This is a genomic window from Verrucomicrobiota bacterium JB022, from assembly GCA_030673845.1.
GTDB lineage: Bacteria > Verrucomicrobiota > Verrucomicrobiia > Opitutales > Oceanipulchritudinaceae > WOUP01.
Genome location: JAUTCQ010000013.1, coordinates 63,579 through 78,782 on the forward strand (window position 1 = coordinate 63,579; position 15,204 = coordinate 78,782).

A 15,204-nucleotide genomic window follows, 5' to 3' on the forward strand; every position below is an offset into this window, starting at 1 on the left:
AGAGCGGAAATGGTTACGGCAGATCCGGCTGCGGAAGCGGAGGGGGCCAACCTTTTCCACCGGACAAAGCGACACGGTTTTCCAGAAAACGCAAGACGGCATCCGCCTGCGGCACCGGGGCAAACCGTACCTTGGCATGCGCCGCCGCCGCCTCGCCCATCCGGCGCCGCAGCTCCGGATCTAGGGCCAGCTGCTGCAAGGCCGCCACCATGCCCGGCAAATCGCGTTGGTCGATCAACACGCCCGACTCGCCTTCGACAAAGGTCTCCGCCACCCCTCGATAACCGATCGCCACCGCCGGAAGGGCCGACGACTGCGCCTCGACCAGGAAATTGGGCAACGAATCTTCCCGCGAAGACGATACCGCTACATCCGCCGCCGCATAAAAGGTCTGCGGATTGGTCTGGTAGCCGAAAAAGCGGACCTGCTTGCTCATCTGCTGCTGGCGCACCCAACGCTGGCAAGAAGGCGTCTCCGGCCCCTCGCCCACCAGCCACAGCTGGCAATCCAGCCCGGGGTTTTGCTGCAGCAGGTTTTGAAACGCCTGCAGCAGGTCGCGGTGGCGCTTGCCCCGGCGAAAACCGGCCACCTTCAGAAAAACGCAGGTCTCGGGGCTCACCCCATTGGCAGCTCGCAACTGTTCGCGGGCCTGCTGTCGGCGCTCCGCGTCGTTTGCCTCGGGCCAGAGCAGCGAATTGTAGACCGTCGTCACCTGCTCGGGCGCAAAGCCCTGCCGCAACAGCCGTTGCCGCCACCACTCGCTGTTGGCGATGACGCCGCGGGTGCGCTTGAGCGACCAGTAAGAAAGGGGCGAGAGCGCCTTGCCCGTCCGCACCGTACCCACCACAACGGCCTTGGGGCAACGCAACTGGACCCAGCCCGCGTAGAGGTTGGCCACCCGCCCCATGCTGAGGACGACGCACGGCCCCACCTCCTGCAGGTAGCGCGTCAACTTGGGAGCCCACATGTCGCTCGTCGAGGCACGAGGTTGCAGCACGCGCACCTTGAGCCCGGAATCGGCCGCCTGCTCGTAGAGCCGCCCACCAGCGCGGTGCAGCAGCAGCTCGACCGCGTGCTGCCGCTCCTGGAAATGGCGGGCCAGCCAGAGCGTCTGCCGCTCTGTGCCCCCATTACGCAAATGATCCTGCCAGACAACGATTTTCACGCGCCAATTTCCTTCACCCCGTAGTAAGCGAGGTGTGCGCGTCGGCGCAACCGGGGAGGCAACAGACCGGCGCCGAACGGAGCCAGCCGCGTTTGAAAGAAGGTGCCCGCCCGCAGCCGCCCACGGTGGCCCCGCTGGATCGCGCGCAAGAGCACGCCCGCCACCGCTTCTGCCGGCGGACCGGCCTGCAGGTGCCGCTCCAGGTGTTGCCACACCCGGTCCATCCTCGAGTCACTGGTGCCGATTCGCCGCATATTCTGGTTGAAGGCAGTACGGAAATCTCCGGGCTGGAAGTCAATGACCGACACGCCGGCGGGGGCTTCCAGCAGCAGCGACTGGGATAATTGGCTTAGCCCCGCCTTGGCGGCATTGTACACCGGCAGGTAGGGCAGCGGAAACTCGACCGAGAGCGAGCTGACGTTGACGAGGCAACCGCTGCGCCTACGGCTCATCGCGGCAAAAACCGCATGGCTCAAACGCATGGGCCCGGCCAGCAACACCTCCAACTGCTCGCGGACCGAGTCGGCCGGCCAGTCCGCAAAGGGCCCGCAGCAGCCTGCACCCGCACTGTTGATCCACACCTGCGCCTGCTCGACGAGGTCGACATTCTCGGCCAGAAAGCGCTCGACCGAAGCCGGGTCGGCCAGCTCCAGCGCCCGCCATTCGCCCGACCACGCCGGGTCCACGCTTCGGCTCGTGCCCACCACGTGATACCCGGATGCCCGCAAGCCTTCCGCGATAGCGGCGCCCAAGCCGGAGCGCGCTCCGGTCACGACAGCAAGGCCTGGGGTAGGACTGGGCATAGAGGGGGAAACATCTAACTTGCGTCGCAGTGGGAAGTGCGACAAGTCATTTTGTATGTCTTGGCCGCGCGGAGTACACTTGCTCACGCATGAATTCTACCCCCGGCGCGGCGGAATCGCGACCTACACCCTCGGGCTGGCCCAGGCGGCCGCCCACGCGGGGCACGACGTCCACGTCTGGGCACCTCAACACTCCGCCCTGCGCGAGCAAGACTGGCCCTTTACGCTTCACGAGCTGCCCATCCCCGGCACCGAAGACTGGAGCGACCGCTGGAAACTGCGTCAGGCTCTACGCGCCGCGCAGGTCGACTGGGCCCAGGCGCAAGTCTGCCTCGTCGACCCCGGGCCGCTGCGCCTCTGGCTCTACGCCCGTTGGCTCGGGCTGCCCCGCCCGGCCCGCCTCAGCGTCGTCTTCCACGGCTCGGAGCTCAACCGCTGCACGCGCTGGCTCCACCGGCGCCTCCTGCTGCGCCAGTTGACCTTGCAGGCCGACCGCGTGGGCGTCGTCTCCAGCTATGTCGGTCAGCTCTACCTGCAACATTACGATCGACCCCGCACGGGCAGCCTCGTCCGCATCCCCGGCGCGCCGCTGGAAAGCTTCCAGCCCCTGCCGCCGGAGGGGCGCGACCGCCCGCGCCTGAAGCTGCTCACGGTGGCGCGCATCCACCGGCGCAAAGGCCAGCACCGCGTGATCGAGGCCCTCGGGCAGCTCTCGCTCGACCTGCGCCGCAGGTGGGAATACGTGCTGGTGGGCCCCGCCCGCGACCCTGCCTACAAGGCCGAGCTGGAGCAACTGGCGCGGCAACACGGCATCCGCGTGACCTTCGCGGGCGCGGTGCCCGATGCCGAGCTGCCGCGCCACTACGCCACTGCCGACGTGTTTGTGCTGCCCAGCGAGCCCCACGGGGCCAGCGTCGAGGGCCTGGGCCTCGTCTTGCTGGAGGCCGCCGCCGCCAGCCTGCCCGTCGTCGCCCCCCGCCACGGCGGGATGCCGGAGGCCGTAGCGCATAACCGCAACGGGCTGTTGCTACCCCCTGGCAGTACAAACGCCCTCGCCGCCGCCCTCGAACGCTTGACGCAAGACGCTTCCTTGCGTCATCGTCTCGGGTCAGCAGGGCCCGACTGGGTCCGGGAGCAGTTCAGCTGGGCGCGCAACGTCCAGGCTCTGTTTTCCGACCGAGTCCCGTCATGCTGCAACTTTGGCCGCCCCATGGGGTCTAACTAATCGAAGCCCGATGATGCCACGCACTCTGAACATCTCTCTTTGGGGGCTCTGTCTGCTTGCTGCCGGTTCTCTTACCGCCAGCAACCTGACGGAAAACTCGCCGTTCCTCCCCTACGGCTACCAACCGCCGAGCGATAGCGAGACTCGCACGGCGCCAGCTCCCGCCGCCAACAATACGCAGCTCGAATTCCAAGGCGTTTACGAGCTCAACGGCGAGCACTACTTTCTCATCTACAACAAGCTGGATCGCAGCTCCTCTTGGGTGAAGATGAACGACCAAAGCGCCGCCTTCCGCGTCACCCACTTCAACGAAAAGCAGTATGAAGTCGACGTGAACGGGCAGCACCTGGCCTTGGCCAAGATTGCCAACGCCACCGGTGCCGCGCCCGACCCATTGGCCGCCGCCCGCGTAGCCGAGCGCAACAACATCGTGCGCAGTCGCAACGTCGCCAGCGCAGACAGCTCCAGCGGCGGGTTCGGAGGTAATAGCAGCAGCAACGGAAGCAATGGCATCAACGGCAACGGCAGCAGCAGCTTTGGGCCCGGCAGCGGTGGCGGCGGCATGGCCGACTCCAGTGGCGGCGTTTCCCGGCGTCGCGTGATCCCACCTGCCCCGACCAGCCCCCCAACCTCGCTCCCGCCCAATTTTACCCCGCCTCCCCCGCCCAGCTACGTACCCGAGCCGCCTTCGCAAGAGATGATCGACAACGTGGGCTCAAATGATCCCGGAGATGCGCCGGGCGGCTACCCCGGCGACTCGCCCACGGGTGAGCCGACCGATTCGGGTAACAACGGAAATACCGGGAATAATGGCAATACCAACCTCCCTCCTGGCGTCCCGCCTCTTCCCAGTGGCGGTTTGATGCCGCCGGTCAGCAGGCCTCCGGGCTACACGCCCCCGGGCCGATAGGAATGACGTGCACACTTTCAAGCGGAGCCTCAAGGCTCCGCTTTTTTGTGGCCGGAAAACATGAAAGATCAGGCCCCCACTCGCCCCCAAAGACGTTGGCGGTAGCGCTGCTGGTAGAGCATTTGCGGCCACCAACCGACCACGGGCGGGCGCGCGAGGTTGGCTTTGCGCTGGCCCAGGATCCCTTCGAGCGTCTGCGGCCATTGGTGCACTGCGGCCATGTGCTCCCACAGCACGTCTTGCCCTGCCGCAGCAAGGCCTTGCCAGGCAAAGCCGGAACGCTGCTCCAGCGCCTGCCACACCTGCACCGCCGCCTCCATCTCGTGGTAGGGGTAGCGGCAATCGGCCAGCGCGGGCGAATGGGGCGTCTCCGCCTCTTCCGGGTAGATGGGGATGACACCCGCCGCCCAGGCTTCCAGGCGGGCCAGCGGCGTCGCTTCAAAACTGCTCACGCTCCAGGCATAGCGCCAATGGGCCAACGCTTCGGGGGCAAAATCCCGAGCCGGCGGCGGCACGATCTGCAAATCCACCCCCTGCTTGCGCGCCTGCTTCTCCAGCCACTCCACGTCCGGCCCCTGGCCAAGGACCTCAAAGCGGCCTGCCCAGCCTGCTTCCCGCAAGAGGCGCACGAGCACCAGCAGGCGCTCCACCCGTTGCTGCGGGCGTCGGACCCAGCCGTTGAAGCCCATCACGTCTTGCGACGGCGCGGCGGCCTCTTCCACCGGGCCGGTGGGCCGCCAGACCAGCGGCAGCGCCTGCACATGCAAAAGCCGCTCTGGCAACCAGCGGATCGCCTGCCGCAACTGGGCCTTGGTCGCCTCGTCGGGCAACACAAAGGCGTGGACGTAGCGCGCAAGGTAATCGCCGATGAAGCGCAGCTGCGGGTAGGGGGCATGCAACAAAGCCACGCGCCAGTCGTCTTCGCCCGCCGGAGGCAGCAAATCCGCGCCCCAGCCGTCGTGAAAAATCCAGATCCGGGGGCCGCGCAGGCTTTCGGCGAGGTTGGCCAGGCGTTGGCGCCACCGGCTGACGCCCCGCCAGCTGCCACGCTCGCCCGGCAACCATTCGTGCCAGACCTCGCCCCGCTGCTCCGCCAAATGGCGCCAAGCCTCCAGCTCACGCGTCACCTCGGCAGGTGGGCACACGTGTACAACCGTGGCCTCCGATACGGAACGGTGGGTCGACTGAGGGTGGCTGAGAGCTTGCGTTGACACGCCAATTACAGCAGATTACAGATTTCCCCCCTTCTCTCAAGCCCCCAGATTTATCGTGAATCCAGAAGATACCCGTATAGAGCGCAACACGTTTGACTTGCCGGTGACTGCCTCCGCCACGGTGGCCCCCGACAGCCCGAAGAAGACCATGCCCGGCATCCTGCTCGATGCCGCCCACGGCCTGATCCAGCCGACCGAGCGTGTTTTCCTCTGGGGTATGCTGCAGTCCCTCAATTTCGACTACATCCGTGGGGTCGAGATCGGGACCTGGAAGGGCACCACGATGCATGTGATGCGCCGCGCCTGCGACGAGCTCTACTGCATCGACCCGGAGCCGCAATGGACGCCTACGGCTGAAGACGTCTGCCGCTCCGGTCGCCCGGTCGACCTCATTACGGGTTACAGCCCCGATGCGCTCAAAGGCATCCCCACCCCCTTCCACTTTGCCTTTGTCGACGGCGACCACTGTGAGGAAGGCGTCTACCGCGACGGCATGGCGCTCGAGCCCCTGATGGCCAAAGGCGGCATCATCTGCTTCCACGATGCCTACCACCCGCCCGTCGCCGCCGCCATCCAGCGCCTGGTCAATGACTGGACCCGCCAGGTCGATCATTACACCCACGCCTGCGACACCATCTCGAAAACGCCCTACGGCTACTTCGGCGGGCTCGCCGTCTTCATCGTCGAGGCCGAAGAATACACCGGCCCCCGGGAGCCAGCCGTCAACTGGCAACGCGCCTGATCATGTCCGAGCCCTTACCGGCATCCGAAGAGTGCCGCATCCGCCTGCGCGGCGTTTCCAAGCGCTACGACATCGCGCAGGCCACCGCCGCCTCCCATCGTCAGCCGATCCGCCGTCTGGCCCACTGGACGCGTGACCGGCTGCGCGGGCAGCACCTCAAGCCGCAGTTTACCGCCCTGCGCGAGTTCGACCTCGAGTTGCGCCCCGGCGAGTGCATCGGCATCCTCGGCCCCAATGGCTCCGGCAAGAGCACCCTGTTGCAGATCATCTGCGGCATCCTGCAGCCGAGCGAAGGCACGGTCGAGACATCAGGCCGTATCGCTGCGCTGCTGGAGCTGGGCTCAGGTTTCGACCCCGACTTCACCGGGCGCGAAAACGTCTACCTCAACGCCTCGATCCTCGGCCTGAACAAAAAGGAAGTCCGCACCCGCTTCCGCGAAGTCGAAGAGTTTGCCGATATCGGGGGCTTTATCGACCAGCCGGTGCGCACCTATTCCTCGGGCATGCTCATGCGCCTCGCCTTTGCCGTGCAGGTGCTCGTGGAGCCCGATGTGCTGATCGTCGACGAGGCACTTTCGGTGGGCGACGCCGCCTTCCAGCGCAAGTGCTTCAGCCGCATCGAGCAACTGCGCAAAAAGGGCATGACGATCCTCTTCGTCTCGCACGACATCTCGGCCGTGCTCAACCTTTGCGACCGCGCGGTGATGCTCTACCACGGCGAAAAGCTCTGCGAAGGCCCCGCCAAGATCGTAACCGAATACTACGAAAAGCTGATCCACAGCCCCCACTCCTCCCGCCCGCAGCTGATCGAAGCGATCAAGCGCGACAACCTCCGCCGGGAAGAAGAAGGCCCCAAGGATCTCGTCACGGACGTAACCCAGGATACCGGCCTTGTGAGCAAAAGCCAGCAGGTCTACCCCTCGCGCGGTGCCCGCATTCTCCGCCCCCGCCTGCTCGACCGAGACGGCAACGAAGTCAACCTGATCAAACGACGCGGCGAATACACCTTTGCCTACGACGTCGAGTTTACCGAAGACGCGCGCAACGTGAACTTCGCCATGCTGATCAAGACCAAGGAAGGGCGCGAACTCGGCGGCTGCCGCAGCTTCCCCAACCTCCAGCGGCTCGAATTCGCCCCTGCGGGCACCGTCAAGACGGTCGAATTTCACTTCACCGCGCTGCTCAACCACGGCGTCTACTTCACCAATGCAGGCGTCGAAGGCTACGTGGAGGAAGAGACCACCTACCTGCACCGCATCGTCGACGCCCTGGCCTTCCAGGTGGTGGCGGAGCGCGACCCCCACCCCACCTGCCTCGTCGACTTCCTCTTCGAGCCGAAAGTCTCGGACGCCGTGATCGAGGCGGAGGCGTAAGGCTTATGGACGCTCGCGCCTGCCATCGTGCAGAAACAGCTCGAGGTGCTCGCGGATGACGCCCTGGTGGGCGAGCCGCACGCTACGGGCAGAGTCTTCGCGCGAGCCAAAGCCGAAACGCCCCGCCACCGGCAGATCGAGCGGCGCCCCGGCATTGCGCACCAGCGGCAACGGAATCTGCGCACCTTGCCAACCGGCCTCCAGCAGGCACAGGCAGACGTCGCGCAGGCGGTCGTCGAGGTAATGGCCCGCGCGCGGCGGGGTTGGCAGATTCTCCCACGCAGAGCGTCGGATAAACCAGTACTCCGGGTATTGCGCAGGATGGACGAGGCTGGCCGCTTCCACGCGGTGGGCCACCTGCAGCTTGCCGTCGCCCCCTTCGCGCCAGACGGTAGCAAACCCGACATCCGGGCGCGCCGCAAAGAACCGGCCGACGCGCAACAGCGCCTCTTCCGCCAGTTCGACACCCTCCGGCAGCCAGCCGATCACGTCGGCCGCATCGAGGAGAGCCAGACCGGCGTCGCGCCGCACCTCAACCGTCAACGGCTCGACCGCCGGGGCCTGTTCCGCCGCCTGCCAGAGCGTGGCGTAAAAATCTTCGTGCGCACGCACCACGGCGGCGTCGTCGCAAAAGTCGTCGATCCGGCGACGTGCCGCCGCTCCCATCGCCTCCGCCACTGGCAAAGGCGTGGCCAAGGCCTCCCGTAGCGCCTGCTCCAGGCTATCGACCAGCTGGGCTCGACCGACCGCTCCAGGGCCTCCCGGCGCAATCCAGCCCGTAATCCCCGGCAGCACCATCTCGGCCTGCCCGCCCTGATCGCTCGCCAGCACCGGGCGGCCCGCCTCCATCGCCTCCACGCAGGTATTCGGGAAGTTGTCCCAGCGCGAGGGGACGACGCAGACCTGAGCCGAGGCGTATTCGCGACCCAGCTCCGCACGCGGCACCTTGCCCACCCATTCGAAGCGGTCCTGCAACTCCGCCGGGATCAGGCGCCGCAGCAACTCGGCCGTCTCGCCATCCCCTTCGCGGCCCAGGCGCACGTGCGGGCCACCGACAAAGCGGAAACGCGCCTCCGGGAAATCGCGCGCGACGCGGCAAGCCGCCTCCACGTACTCAAACACCCCCTTGCGCGGCTCGACGCGGCCCACGTGGAGGCAGCGCCCCGGCACCACCACGGCGTCGCCCGGCACCTCCAGGAGCGGCCCCACCGGGTAAGGGATCACGATCAGGCGCTGGCGAGTCAGGCGAGTCCATTGCGCCACCTGCTCGGCCAAAAAGCGGCTGGGCGAGAGCACGGCGTCGGCGAGCGCAATCGCCTCGTGCTCATGTGTGCGACGCGCCTCGACCCAATGGTTGTCGAGCACGTCGTCGTTGTGGGTAAAGATCGAGTGGCTGGGCGAGTGGAGGTGCGTGATCACCGGGATCCGCCGCGCCGGGTGATCGTGCGGATACGTGAGGCGGCGCAGTTGCCAGATGAGCCCCGGGGCCTCGTACTCGGGTGCCTCGACCACCTGAATCGGCTCTTGTGCGACGAGTTGGTCGAGCGCTTCCGCCACCACCCAGGCAAAAGTCGCGATCAAATCGCGCGACGCCAAGGCTTCGGTCTCCGCACACCACGCCTCCGGGTAGAGCGCCCAGTTGGCGTCCACCAGCGGCAGGTAGTGCACCCGCAATCGACCCTCGTGGGAGAGCGCGGGCTGGTCGAGCCCCTTGGTCGGCGCCTCCGCGCACCACTGGGTCAGCACCGTCACGGTATGCCCCGCCTCGGCGAGCAGATGCGTCATGTTCATGACGTAGGTCCCGATACCGCCCATGGGGTTCGGCGGGTATTCCCGGCTGACAAAGCACACGTGCATGATCGCATCTTGGCGGGGCCGGGGTGGCGGGGGCAAGTCTGGCCTTTTGCGCAAATCGCGTTGTCAATTTTATCACCCTGTGGCTATGTGGCTCTGTCCCAACAGCCTCCCATGAATGCCCGTGTCGCCATCATCACCCGCACGCGTGACCGCCTGCCCCTGCTGAAGCGTGCCATCGAATCCCTGCTGGGCCAAAGTCTGCGCGAGTGGCAGCACGTCATCGTCAACGACGGTGGAGACGCCGCCGCGCTGGATGCCTTTCTCGAACCCTACCGCGCACGCTACGACGGTCGGCTGCAGGTGATCCACCACGAGGCCTCCAAAGGCATGCAACCGGCGGCCAACACGGGCATCAGGGCCAGCCAGAGCGAATTTCTCGCCATCCACGACGACGACGACGCCTGGCATCCGGACTTCCTGCAAGACACGGTCGCTTTTCTCGACCGAAAGGGAGCCGACAGCCGCTACCAAGGCGTAGTCGTCCAAACCGAACGCGTGTGGGAGCACGTAGACCCGGACGGCACCGCGAGCGAGACGCGCCGCGAGCCCTACCTGCCGCTAAAAGAGGTGAACCTCTTCCGCGTCGGTTACGAAAACCCCTTCCCCCCCATCGCTTTCCTCTACCGCCGGGCCGTGTTGGAAAACCTCGGCGATTATCGCCCGGAGTTTGACGTGGCAGGCGATCTCGACTTCAACCTCCGCTTCCTCCTGCACTACGAGATCGGGGTATTGCCGGAGGTACGCGCCTATTACCACTGGCGCGAAAACAAGTCGGGCGAATGGGCCAACAGCGTAACTGCCGCCCAGCAGCACCACGCCCTGAAGCTCAACGAGGTCAAGAACCACTACCTGCGCGCTGGCCGCACTCCTGCCGAAGGCGCCCTTGGCCTCGCGCTCGAGATGGCCCAATACCTCGTGCTCCAGCAGTGGGAGACTCGCCAGATCATCACCCGGCTGGATGGCTTCAATGGCAGCGAAATCCTCAAGGAGCTGCACCAGAAGACCGAGGACCTGCGCTATGCTATCCAGCACGAGGACCACGGCGCTGTTGAGCGCGCCCAGTCGTTCCTCGCGAAGGAGATCGCCGACAAGGCCGAGGCCACCCTTTTCCACCAGTCGGAACGCCTGCAGAAGCTCGAAGCCTTGCTGCAGGAGCAAAGCGAGGCCCACCAGCAACAGCTGTTGAAGGAGCTTTACGCAAAGGCGGAAGACCTGCGTCACGTCGTCCGCCACGAAGATCACGATGCCCTGCTGCGGGTGCGCGACTTCCTGGCCAAGGAAATTTCCGACAAAGCCGGAGATGGATATTACCGCACGGAAGAGCTTTTACGAGCCATTGCAGCCGAGCAGCAAGCAAGCCTCATCCAGGAATTCGCCCGCAAGGCAGAAGACCTGCGCCACCAGATCTTGCGCGAAGACCACGATACCGTGCAGCGAGCGGTGGACACCCTGCGGGGCGACATTGCAGACAAGGCCGAGGCGAGCGTCTATCACCAGCGGGTAGCGATCGAACAAGTTGTGCAGGAGCAGCGGGAACGCCTGGGCGCACTGGAGCAGCGTCTTGACAATCGGCGCGTCATCTTACGTCTCGGGCCGCTGGAATTTAGCTGGCAAAAAAAGACGCGTTCGTAAAACCTGCCTGCAATGCTTCACCGACCGGCACGGCCCCTGCCCCGTAGCACGGAGCTGGAACCCCTCATGTATCGCCACCTGGGCTGGGAAAGCCAGGAAATGGGCTGGATCCACCTTACCCTGATACCCCAGCGCGTGGAGGGCGACCTGTGGCGCGACCTCAGCGCAGAGCTGCAGGGCCTGCACGCTGCCATTCAGGATGGTGCGAAGCTGGGGCCACTGGCCCGCATCGGCCGCCCACAAGGCCGCATCAACCGGCACCTCGCCTCCACCCTACTGCTGGAGCTGCATACGCTGGAGCAGATGGAGGGTGCGCTGCCCCCGCTCGCCCGCCGCCGTCTGACTAGCCGCGACGATCTCGACACGCTCCGCCAACAGGCCCAGCAGGTCCTGCACATGAATGCGGTCGGGACTGGCCAGCACTGGATCCGCCGCCGGATTCAACGAGATCAGGAGACGATCAACTTCCACCTCGGGCGCCTCGTGGTGCGGGTGCGCGAGCGGGCTCTGCGCATGGCCGAGCTGCGCCTCAGCCGCTCCGACACCGAGAGCTTTCAGGGCTTCAAGCCCCGCGAACTCCCTCCCCGCGTCTCCGAACTCGCCACTTCCCCCCATCAAACGGTGCGCTGGCGCCGCCCGCAGCAGCAGTACAACCGAGCCCTGCGTGCCGCCACCACCGAGATCCACGACCTGTTGCGCTGGATCGACCAATTGAGCTGACTCTCTCCCCATGCGTATCGCTATTGCTACGACCCAAGTGCCTTTTGTGCGCGGCGGTGCCGAGATCCACGCCGAATCGCTGTTGCAAGCCCTGCGTGAGGCCGGCCACCAGGCCGAGATCGTCGCCATCCCCTTCAAGTGGTATCCGCCCGAACAGATCATGGACCACCTGCTCGCGTGTCGCTTGCTCGACCTCAGCGAAAGCTGCGGCGACCGGATCGACCGCGTGATCGGCCTCAAGTTCCCGGCCTACCACATCCAGCACCCGCACAAGACGCTCTGGGTGCTGCACCAGTACCGCAGCGCCTTCGACCTCTGGGGCCTCGACGATTGCGACCTCGCGCACTTCCCACATGGCCGCGAAGTGTGTGAAGCCATCCGCACGACCGAAGATCACTTGCTGAACGAGGCTCGCGGCCTGTACGCCAACAGCAAAAACGTGGCCGACCGGCTCCAGCGCTTTTGCCAACGCGAGGCCGAGCCCCTCTACCACCCCCCGCGCGGCGCGGACAAGTTTTACCACCGCGAGGCCGAAGACTTCCTTTACTTCCCCAGCCGCCTCAACGCCCTCAAGCGCCAGAGCCTCGTGGTCAAGGCGCTCGCACACACCAAAGAGCCCGTAAAGGTCCACTTTGCCGGTGCGCCCGAAGGCCCCGAGATCATGCAACAACTGATCGAGCTGGCCGAGCGCTGCCGCGTGAGCGACCGCATCGTGTGGCATGGCCGCGTGACCGATGAGGCGATGCTCGAGGGCTATGCGCGCTGCCGGGGCGTGCTTTTTACCCCGGTGGATGAGGATTATGGCTACATCACGCTCGAAGCCTGCCTTTCGCACAAGCCGGTGATTACCTGCACCGACAGTGGCGGGCCGCTCGAGTTTGTGCGCCACCGCGAAAACGGCTGGGTCGCCGACCCGACGCCGGAGAGCCTGGCACAAGGCATGGACTACTTGTGGCGCGAGAAGGCCTGGGCGGCCGAAGCGGGGCAAAAGGCGCACCAGACCTACCTCGACCTCAATATCAACTGGCCCCACGTCATTTCCAAGCTGCTGGCATGACGACCCCGCTCAACTGGTTCTCGCCCCTGCCCGCGCACCGGACGGACATCGCCAACTACACCGCGCGCGTCCTGCCCTCCCTGCTCGAAGGCGGCCCCGTGGCCCTCTGGTCCGACCTGCCGGCCGACGCCAACCTGCTGCCCGGCGCGGAAGTCCGCCAGTTCCACGGGCTGGACCTGCCGTGGCCCCAACTCAACTACCAGTCGCCCAACGTCTACCAAGTCGGCAACGATGGGCGCTTCCACCGGCAGATCGTGGAAGTCTCGCAGCGCCAGCCCGGCGTACTCGTGTTGCACGACCTGGCGGTGCACGACCTCTTGCGCTTTTACTGCCTCGAAGGGCACGGCCCCGGGCAGGGCACCTACCTGCAGCTGATCCGCCGCCACGCCGGCCCGCTCGCGGCCAAGGAGGCCAAAGAGAGCCTGGACGGCAAGCGCCCGGTCGACGAAATCGTGCAGCGTTACCCGATGTTTGAGTGGCTGACCGCCGGTGCTTGGGGCGTGGTGGTGCACAACCCCACCAACTTCGACCGTGTGGCCGAGTCGACCCGCGCGCCCGTCTGGGCCGCACCCCTGCCCTATTGGCCCAAGGACAAGCTGCACCGCGTGGAGCCCCCGCAGGACTACGCCCGCCGCCGCCTCCTGCTCTTCGGCTTTCTCCACTCGCCCAACCGGCGACTGGCGCAGGTGCTCGAAGCCCTCGCCACCTTCCCCCAGCGCGACCGCCTGGAGCTGACCATCGCCGGCGAATACCCGGATGCCGATCAACTGCCGCGCCGCCTCCACGAGATGGGGCTCGCCCAACAAGTGACGCTCAAGGGCTTCCTCAGCGAAGCCGAGCTGCGCGAAGAGCTCGACGGGGCCGACCTGATCCTCAACCTGCGCTGGCCCTCCATGGGCGAGGCCTCGGGCACACTCCTGCGCGTGTGGGACCACGCCCGCCCGGCCCTCGTCACCCGCACCGCCTTTTACGCCACGCTGCCGGATTCGGTCGTCGCGTTTGTCGACCCCAAGGACGAGCAGGCCGAGCTGCACCGCCACTTCACCCGCCTGATCGAGCACCCCGAGCACTACCGCCAGATTGGCGAAGCTGGCCGGGCCTATCTCGAAACGCACCACACCGCCGAATCCTTCGCCCAAGGCATGCGCGACTTCCGCCAGGAAGCCGCCAACTACGGCAAGATCGCTTACCCGGAGAAGTGGGCGCTGGGGCTGGCTGAACGGCAGCTCGCCCGCCTGCCCACCACTGCCCACCCGGCCATGATCCGCCGGTTGACCGAGGCCGTCCAGGGCTGCTACCCCTTACAGTGATGTTGGCGATCGACCTGACCCACTCGGCCCATTCGCGCGCGCAGACCGGCATCCAACAGGTCGCGCGCGGGGTGACTGCCGCCCTGCCCGACGCCGATCCCATCGTCTACGACCGCTTTGCCCACGAATGGCGCAGCCTCGATGCACGCGAGCGCAAGCACCTGCAGACGGTCGACCAACTGCAGAAAGTAAAGCGCAAGCGGCCCCACTGGAGCACCTGGCAACGCATCCGCGGCAAGACCCTCGCCAACCTGCGCGGCAAGCGCTTCGTATTACCCCCCGCCGGTCGCTACACCGGGCTGCTGGTGCCGGAGTTTTTCGGGCAAGACGTGGGCCCGCGACTCGCGCCGCTTTTTGAGCGCATCGCCGGGCCGTGCGTCGCCGTCTTTCACGACGCCATCGCCTTCCGCCACCCCGAGCTGGGCATGCCGGAGACGACCAAGCGCTTCCCCGAATACCTGCGCGATCTAGCCCAATTCGACGCCGTGGCCGCGGTCTCCGAAGCCTCCGCCGAAGAGCTGCGCGAATGCTGGGCCCGCCTCGACCTGCGCAACACCCCGACCGTCCACGCGGTGCCCTTGGGCCTGCGTCGCGCGCCCGACCAGCGTCCGCTTGTGCCCACCGGCGAACGCCCGGCCGTGCCTACGCTGCTGATGGTAGCCACGCTGGAGACGCGCAAGAATCACGAAGCCTTGCTCAAAGCCGCCGAAACGCTCTGGCAAGAGGGGCAGCGGTTCTCCGTGCACCTTGTCGGGATGCCACACGCGGTTACGGGCAAGCCGGTGGTGGCACAGGTCAAGACGCTGCAGGAAGCGGGGCATCCGCTCGTGTGGGAAGGTGGGCTCGATGCCGCTGCCTTGGCCGAACGTTACCGCGCCTGCTGGGCCACCGTTTTTCCGTCGCACCTGGAAGGCTTCGGCCTGCCGGTGCTGGAAAGCCTCGACTACGGCAAGCCAGCCGTCACTACCGCCTGCGGAGGCCTGAACGACTTCGTCCACGACGGCGGCTGCCTGATCGTCGAGCCCAATACCGAGAGCGTCACCGCCGGGTTGCGCCGGCTCTTGACCGAGCCCGAGCTGCACCCGCGCCTGGCACGCGAAGCCGCCCAACGCCACATCCGCACGATGCAGGACTACGCGGCTGACCTGCAGGCGCTGCTCGCGGCTACAAAAAAGCGGTAAGACTTTTTAACCACA

Annotated in this window: 13 protein-coding genes; 9 read left to right on the forward strand and 4 right to left on the reverse strand. The window is 66.2% G+C overall.

Annotated features, from left to right (window positions below):
• Window positions 1–13: 13 nt before the first annotated feature.
• Together Q7P63_09095 and Q7P63_09100 are read right to left on the reverse strand one after the other, a co-directional pair.
• A complete protein-coding gene (locus Q7P63_09095; GenBank protein MDP0500240.1) occupies window positions 14–1,165 on the reverse strand; it encodes a glycosyltransferase family 4 protein in 1,152 nt (383 codons plus the stop codon).
• Window positions 1,162–1,968, reverse strand: coding sequence for an SDR family NAD(P)-dependent oxidoreductase (locus Q7P63_09100; GenBank protein ID MDP0500241.1), 807 nt, complete (start codon window positions 1,966–1,968; stop codon window positions 1,162–1,164). Before Q7P63_09100 ends, Q7P63_09095 begins: the two co-directional genes overlap by 4 nt.
• 55 nt (window positions 1,969–2,023) lie before the next feature.
• Here Q7P63_09100 and Q7P63_09105 point away from each other — a divergent pair, with 55 nt between their 5' ends.
• On the forward strand, window positions 2,024–3,193 hold the full coding sequence (locus Q7P63_09105) for a glycosyltransferase family 4 protein (GenBank protein ID MDP0500242.1): 1,170 nt from the start codon (window positions 2,024–2,026) through the stop codon (window positions 3,191–3,193).
• Between the two features lie 10 nt (window positions 3,194–3,203).
• A complete protein-coding gene (locus Q7P63_09110) occupies window positions 3,204–4,103 on the forward strand; it encodes a hypothetical protein (protein MDP0500243.1) in 900 nt (299 codons plus the stop codon).
• Window positions 4,104–4,171: 68 nt separating this feature from the next.
• On the opposite strand, the gene Q7P63_09115 is transcribed toward Q7P63_09110, so the two are convergent.
• Window positions 4,172–5,248 carry a hypothetical protein gene (locus Q7P63_09115; GenBank protein ID MDP0500244.1) on the reverse strand — a complete coding sequence of 359 codons (1,077 nt, stop codon included), beginning with the start codon at window positions 5,246–5,248 and terminating at the stop codon, window positions 4,172–4,174.
• Window positions 5,249–5,372: 124 nt separating this feature from the next.
• Here Q7P63_09115 and Q7P63_09120 point away from each other — a divergent pair, with 124 nt between their 5' ends.
• Together Q7P63_09120 and Q7P63_09125 are read left to right on the forward strand one after the other, a co-directional pair.
• Window positions 5,373–6,059: a class I SAM-dependent methyltransferase gene (locus tag Q7P63_09120; protein MDP0500245.1), complete on the forward strand. Its 687-nt coding sequence runs from the start codon at window positions 5,373–5,375 to the stop codon at window positions 6,057–6,059.
• Window positions 6,060–6,061: 2 nt separating this feature from the next.
• Window positions 6,062–7,432 (forward strand): ABC transporter ATP-binding protein, encoded by a 1,371-nt coding sequence (locus Q7P63_09125; protein MDP0500246.1) that lies wholly within the window; start codon window positions 6,062–6,064, stop codon window positions 7,430–7,432.
• A gap of 3 nt (window positions 7,433–7,435) precedes the next feature.
• Here the strand turns inward: Q7P63_09125 and Q7P63_09130 are convergent, their stop codons facing one another.
• Window positions 7,436–9,289, reverse strand: a complete 1,854-nt coding sequence (locus tag Q7P63_09130; protein ID MDP0500247.1) for a glycosyltransferase family 4 protein — start codon at window positions 9,287–9,289, stop codon at window positions 7,436–7,438.
• A 111-nt stretch (window positions 9,290–9,400) separates the two neighbouring features.
• On the opposite strand from Q7P63_09130, the gene Q7P63_09135 reads away from it, so the two are divergent.
• From Q7P63_09135 to Q7P63_09155, 5 genes are read left to right on the forward strand one after another with little or no spacing between them, the layout of a single operon-like run.
• Window positions 9,401–10,921 carry a glycosyltransferase gene (locus tag Q7P63_09135; protein ID MDP0500248.1) on the forward strand — a complete coding sequence of 507 codons (1,521 nt, stop codon included), beginning with the start codon at window positions 9,401–9,403 and terminating at the stop codon, window positions 10,919–10,921.
• Window positions 10,922–10,933: 12 nt separating this feature from the next.
• A complete protein-coding gene (locus Q7P63_09140; protein MDP0500249.1) occupies window positions 10,934–11,641 on the forward strand; it encodes a hypothetical protein in 708 nt (235 codons plus the stop codon).
• A 10-nt stretch (window positions 11,642–11,651) separates the two neighbouring features.
• Window positions 11,652–12,698: a glycosyltransferase family 4 protein gene (locus tag Q7P63_09145; protein MDP0500250.1), complete on the forward strand. Its 1,047-nt coding sequence runs from the start codon at window positions 11,652–11,654 to the stop codon at window positions 12,696–12,698.
• Window positions 12,695–14,008, forward strand: coding sequence for a glycosyltransferase (locus tag Q7P63_09150; protein MDP0500251.1), 1,314 nt, complete (start codon window positions 12,695–12,697; stop codon window positions 14,006–14,008). Before Q7P63_09145 ends, Q7P63_09150 begins: the two co-directional genes overlap by 4 nt.
• Window positions 14,008–15,189 carry a glycosyltransferase gene (locus Q7P63_09155; GenBank protein ID MDP0500252.1) on the forward strand — a complete coding sequence of 394 codons (1,182 nt, stop codon included), beginning with the start codon at window positions 14,008–14,010 and terminating at the stop codon, window positions 15,187–15,189. Before Q7P63_09150 ends, Q7P63_09155 begins: the two co-directional genes overlap by 1 nt.
• Window positions 15,190–15,204: the final 15 nt, after the last annotated feature.